2 protein-coding genes and 1 pseudogene are annotated in these 6,045 nt (G+C 52.2%); 1 reads left to right on the top strand and 2 read right to left on the bottom strand.

Going from position 1 to position 6,045, the window contains the following annotated elements; translation table 11 throughout:
* Positions 1–607: 607 nt before the first annotated feature.
* Positions 608–1,267 (bottom strand): annotated as a pseudogene (locus tag LKE08_RS19850) (SDR family NAD(P)-dependent oxidoreductase); the annotation flags it as partial.
* A 34-nt stretch (positions 1,268–1,301) separates the two neighbouring features.
* Positions 1,302–2,492: an acetyl-CoA acetyltransferase PhaA gene (gene phaA / locus LKE08_RS19855; protein WP_324705989.1), complete on the bottom strand. Its 1,191-nt coding sequence runs from the start codon at positions 2,490–2,492 to the stop codon at positions 1,302–1,304.
* Between the two features lie 389 nt (positions 2,493–2,881).
* Here phaA and LKE08_RS19860 point away from each other — a divergent pair.
* The coding region (locus LKE08_RS19860) for a DUF4347 domain-containing protein (protein ID WP_324705990.1) at positions 2,882–6,045 on the top strand (3,164 nt) is incomplete at its 3' end.

The following is a 6,045-nucleotide window of genomic DNA, read 5'->3' on the forward strand; positions in this document are numbered from 1 at the left end:
TGAAACATCGATGTAAAGGTCATTTCAGTTTCCTATTGCCTGTTGCCTATTGCCTATTGCCCTCTAGCAGCGCTTTATAATCAGTTAATTTCCGATTGCTATTATTCGATCATCCCGCCTTGAAATAAATTTCAAGGCTCATAGCCAAAGTCCACTCAAGTGGACTGGAAATTTTTTTTATTCTCTTTTTATTCATTTTAAATGAAAGCAATCATTCCCCAATCCTCTTTAGAGGATTTCTGCTATTAGCTGAGGAATTGATTCCTCAGCGGTTTTGGGGGTAATAGAATCCATCATTCTGCCTTCTTTTTAAAATTATTTTAATAACAACGATTTTTGTTTAATACAGGCAAGATGCCTGTACTACCCATTCAATTATTGGAAATATATATTAACTGATGATCCGAATTTGATATCAATCATTCCCCAATCCTCTTCAGAGGATTTTCGCGATTAGCTGGGGAATTGATTCCCCAGCGATTTTTGAGGGAAATCGGGAGTTAGGAGTCGGGGAAAAATTTGATAATTCCCCCAACCCGATATCTTAAGTGTGGTGGGCGCCGTTCACCCGCAGCACTTCCCCGGTGACATAACTACTCGCAATGGGGGACAGCAAAAACGCCACCGCCCAGGCGATATCCTCCGGTTCCCCGAAGCGGCGGAACGGAATTTCGGCCGTAATTTTATCCCGCACTTTATCCGGGATTTTCTGCGTCATTTCCGTGTTGATAAACCCCGGCGCCACGGCATTTGCCCGCACATTATACCTGGCACACTCCCTCGCCAGAGACTTCATAATCCCGATTACAGCCGCTTTCGTTGCCGAATAATTCGTCTGTCCGGCATTGCCCCGATCGCCCGAAATCGAACTGATCCCGACAATCGATCCCGCCTTCGCCTCGTACATCCCATCCATGAAAGGTTGAATGGTATTCTTCACCCCTTTCAAGTTGACCGCGATCACCTTATCCCAGTCTTCATCGGTCAATTTCGTAAAGAAATTATCCCGCGTAATTCCGGCATTGGCAACCACGCCGTAAACCGTCCCCAACTTCTCCTGAATTTCCTTAGCGGCGGCTTCCATGCTTTCCAACTTGGTGACATCCGCCTTCAACGCCAAAACCCCCTCCGGCGGTTCGCTGTCAATGACATCAATATAGGCGACTTTCGCCCCCAATTCCACCAACAACTTGACGATCGCGGCACCGATACCCCGCGCACCGCCCGTCACCACAACTACCTTATCTTCCAATCCTAAAGAGACCATCTATCTCCTCCTTTAAAACAGCTAAAAAAAACGCTCAAACGCGCTCCAGTGCAAACGCCGTACCGCCACCCGTCCCGTGACACAACGCAGCCAAACCCAAGGTTTTATCCTGCTCTTGGAGGGCGTTGAGCAAGGTGACGACAATGCGAGTTCCCGAGGCGCCGATGGGGTGTCCGAGGGCGATCGCACCCCCATTAACATTCAACTTATCCCGGGAAACCCCCAACATTTTTTCAAAGAGCAGGGTGCTCACCGAAAACGCCTCGTTATTCTCGAATAAATCGAAATCGTCCACCGTCATATTCAGGCGATCGAGCAATTTCTTGCTCGCGTGGATCGGCACTTCCGGGAACCGCCAGCTTTCGCCGCCGGCCCAAGATCCGCCCAGAACCTTGGCGATGGGCGTCAGACCGTATTCTTTCACCGCCGCTTCGCTGGCCAAAATAATCCCCGCCGCCCCGTCGGAAATCTGGGAACTGTTCCCCGCCGTCAACACGCCGTCCTTCTTGAACGCCGGACGCAACTTGGCGAGGCTTTCCGGGGTCGTCTCCGTGCGAATTCCCTCGTCCGCGTCGATGACCTGAGTGCCCTTGCGACTGGTAATTTCGACCGGGGAGATCTCGTTTTTAAAGGTTCCCCGTTCCGTCGCTTCCGCCGCCCGCTTCTGGGAGTGGTAGGCCACATCATCCAACGCTTCGCGGGTGAATCCGTGTTCGGCGGCGAGGCGTTCGGTTTCGTCCCCCATGCCGTCTCCCGTGGTGGAATCCGTCAGGCCGTCATACAGCAGGATATCCGTGAGCTGTTCCGGCGCCCCCATCAGGAATTTGTACCCCCAGCGGGCCCGGTGGGAGAGGAAAAACCCGGTTTGGGACATACATTCGGTCCCCCCCGCCAGCACCAAGTCGGCTTCTCCGGCTTTGATGGTGTAACAGCCGTTGATCAGGCTCATCATCGCCGACGAGCAGACCATATCGATCGCGTACCCGTCCACCGTCGCCGGAATGCCCGCTTTGAGGGCGGCCTGACGGGGGACGAGTTGTCCGTGTCCGGCCCGCAGCACGTTTCCAAAGATATACAGATCCAGGTTTTCGCCGGAAATTCCCGCCTGGGCGATCGCCGATTTCATCGCGTGGGCGCCCAAATCGGCGGGCGAAAGCCCGGACAACCCCCCTCCAAACCGGCCGAGGGGAGTCCGAGTCGCGGAAACAATATAAACTTCTGCCATAACTCCTCCAAAACTAGGAGTTCGATCTTTATTTATCGAATTTTGCAGTTGTACTGTATCACCGGCCCGGGCGGGAAGCGGAATCCGTTAGTTTTTTTTAACGTCCGGGGCGGCGGGGGGGATGATGGCCGTCCGGGGCGGGCGATCGCTCCCGGAATCGCGATCGCCCATTTGACTGAATCAAATTGAATCGAACACGACCGTAAATTTTCGGTTTTGGCCTTCACAAATGTTGACTCAGATCGCCATCTTTTATTTTGTTTTGTAAACAAAATCTGGCTGTTTTCATCAAATATTATTTTTTATAACAAAAAACGGACTTTGAATAGAATTTAAGAAAGAGTGGGATAGCATTGAGTTATCAAGTTTCCCGAAAAAGGTGAATAAAAATGCTTGACTGTCCCTCCCAGATCGCCGGTAAAGCCGACATCCCCGAATCAAATCTTCCCCCTATCTCTCAACTTTTAGTCATCGATCGCTCCGTCACCGACACCCATCTTTTCCGGGACGCACTACTAACAAATATTCCCGTTGCCTTCATCGATCGCCGCCGAGATGGAGTCCGACAAATTACCGATATCTTAACTCACTATTCCCATTTAAACGCCCTTCACATCCTCTCCCACGGCAGTCCGGGAACCCTGCATTTGGGCGACGCCGACTTAAACAGTCGCACCCTGGACCGATATCAGTCCCAACTGCAACGGTGGGGTCGGGCCTTCGGAGAAACGGCCGAAATTCTCATCTACGGCTGCGAAGTCGCCCTCGGCGCCCGGGGGTTCCTGTCCCGCCTCGGTCGGGCGATCGGCGCGAATATTGCCGCGTCTAGCACAAAAATCGGAAATTGTCAACTCGGGGGGAACTGGGAATTAGATATCAAATGGGGAAATATCACCACCCCATTGCCCTTTTCTCGCTCCCAACTGGCCGCCTATCCGGGGGTTTTGGCGACTTACAACGCCAGTACCGTCGATGAATTGATTAATGCGATCGAAACGGCTAATGGAACAACCGAAAACGATGCGATCGAACTGAGTCCGGGAACCTACACCCTCACGGAAGTCAATAATACCGACCCCCCGGACCCTATGGACTTCACCCCCAGCCACGGCTTACCCCTCATCGCCGCCAACCCCGATGGCGGAGCCCTCACCATCAACGGAAACGGAGCCGTCATCGAACGAGATCCCAACGCTCCCGAATTTCGTTTTTTATCCATTCCGTCCAACTCCACATTAACCCTCAATGACCTCACCTTTAAAAATGGAAGTAGTCTGGAGGGTTATGGTGGCGCAATTTACGTCAGCAGCACCCTCGGAAATCTGACAATCAACAACAGTACATTTAACAATAACATTGCCGACAATGGTGGCGCAATTTATCTCTATTATAACAGTATTGCCACCATTAATAACAGTACATTTTCGGGAAACGAGGCGAACAATAATGGAGGTGCGCTTTACAATGCCGGTGGCAATTTTTCGATCACAAACAGCACCTTGACCAAAAATATTGCAGACCGCGACAATAGCAATTTTGATGGTGCAGATCAGGGGGGCGCAATTTATCAAAATGCCGGTACAACCACACTTAAAAATACATTGATTGCCGGTAACATCGACAATTCAGACAATATAAAACATCCCGACATTGCCGAAGGAAACTGGGTAGATGGGGGCAACAACTTAATTGGCGATATTACGGGTGAAACCACCTTGGAAGGGGCATCAGCCTTTACAAATAATTCATTGGTGGGAACCGCAGACGACCCCTTAGACGCCTATTTGGATGTATTGGCAGATAACGGCGGACTCAGCCAAACCCACGCCTTGCTCGGTGGAAGTCCCGCCATCGATGCCGGAAGTAATGACAACGCCACGGGTTTGACCTACGACCAACGGGGAGCAGGATTTGACAGAATTATTAACAACATCGTCGATATCGGCGCTTACGAAGCCACACCCCCGGAAATCGAAGTGTTTGACAGTGAGACAGACATTCTCGACGGCACGACAACCCCGGTCGATTTCGGCGAGTCAGTTGTCGGCACTGGAGTCACCAAAACCTTCACTATTAATAATAGCGGATTCGGAGATTTAACCCTCACCGAACCCCTGTCAATCACCGGAACCGATATCAGCGGCACCGCCACATTTGCCGATACCGTCATTGCTCCCGGAAACAGCACGACCGTTGACGTAACATTGACCGGAAACGGCGTGGGGACGTTAACGGGTGAGATTGCACTCACCAATGATGACAGCGATGAAAATCCCTTCAATTTCCCCATTCAACTGACCATCCCTCCGGGCGAAATTGCAGTCCTCGACGGGACGACAGATATTGCCGACGGCACGACGACCCCGGTCGATTTTGGCGAAGTCGTTATCGGCAGTTCGGTCAGCAAAACCTTCACCATCAATAATACGGGAGGGGGCGATTTAACCCTCACCGAACCCCTGTCAATCACCGGAACCGATATCAGCGGCACCGCCACATTTGCGGATACCGTCATCGCTCCCGGAAACAGCACGACCGTTGACGTGACATTGACCGGAAACGGCGTGGGGACGTTAACGGGTGAGATTGCACTCAGCAATGATGACAGCGATGAAAATCCCTTCAATTTCCCCATTCAACTGATGGCCAGCAGCGTCGAAATTGGCAGCGTTATGGTTCCACCTCCGTTGACGTTCAAGGCGGGGGATAATCTGGACTTTATCGTTAACTTCACGCAACCCGTCACCGTCACCGGGGATGTCACCCTTCCCATCACCTTAGACACCGGAACCGTTGACGCCGCATTGGTCGGAACGGGTTCCTCTTCAAACTTCCACATCTTTCGCTACACCATCGCACCGGGAGATATTGACAATAATAATGGTCTGGAAGTCAACAATGAGTTGGTTTTGGCAAGCGGTGCGGCCATCCAAGATGCCAGCGGAAATGAGGTGACAGGCACCCTCAACAATGTGGGGGATACCACGGGAATCAATATCGATGCCATCGCACCCACCATCACCGGCATCACCCGGCAAAATCCCACCGATGCCAATATTAATAGTGCCGATAGCGTGACCTATGCCGTCACCTTCAGCGAAGCGGTCAAGAATTTGGACACGGGTGATTTTAACCTGAATGCGACCGGGACAGCCGGTGGTGCGATCGCCAGCCTATCTGCTACAACTGGAACAACCGTCAATGTCACCATTAACAACATCAGCGGGGAAGGAGAACTGCGACTCGACACCGCCACCGACCCCACCATCACAGACAATGCCGGGAATAGCTTGACCGAGGCGTTTAATACCGGAGAAACCTACACTCTGGATTCTACCCCACCCGACACCCCAATTATCACCAACGACGGCATCACCAACGACACCACCCCCGACATCACCGGCACCGCCGAACCCGGAAGCACCGTCACTATTTATCAAGACGGAACCGAGCTCGGCACTACCACTGCCGACGACTCCGGCAACTGGAGTTTCACCCCCACCGCCGCCTTAACCGAAGGCACGTTTAGCTTGACGGCTCAAGCTACCGACGC

This window comes from Lyngbya sp. CCY1209, from assembly GCF_035615495.1.
GTDB lineage: Bacteria > Cyanobacteriota > Cyanobacteriia > Cyanobacteriales > Microcoleaceae > Limnospira.

Coding starts and splice junctions, on each gene's coding strand:
- phaA (WP_324705989.1), bottom strand. CDS start 2,492: ATGGCAGAAGTTTATATTGTTTCCGCGACTCGGACTCCCCTCGGCCGG.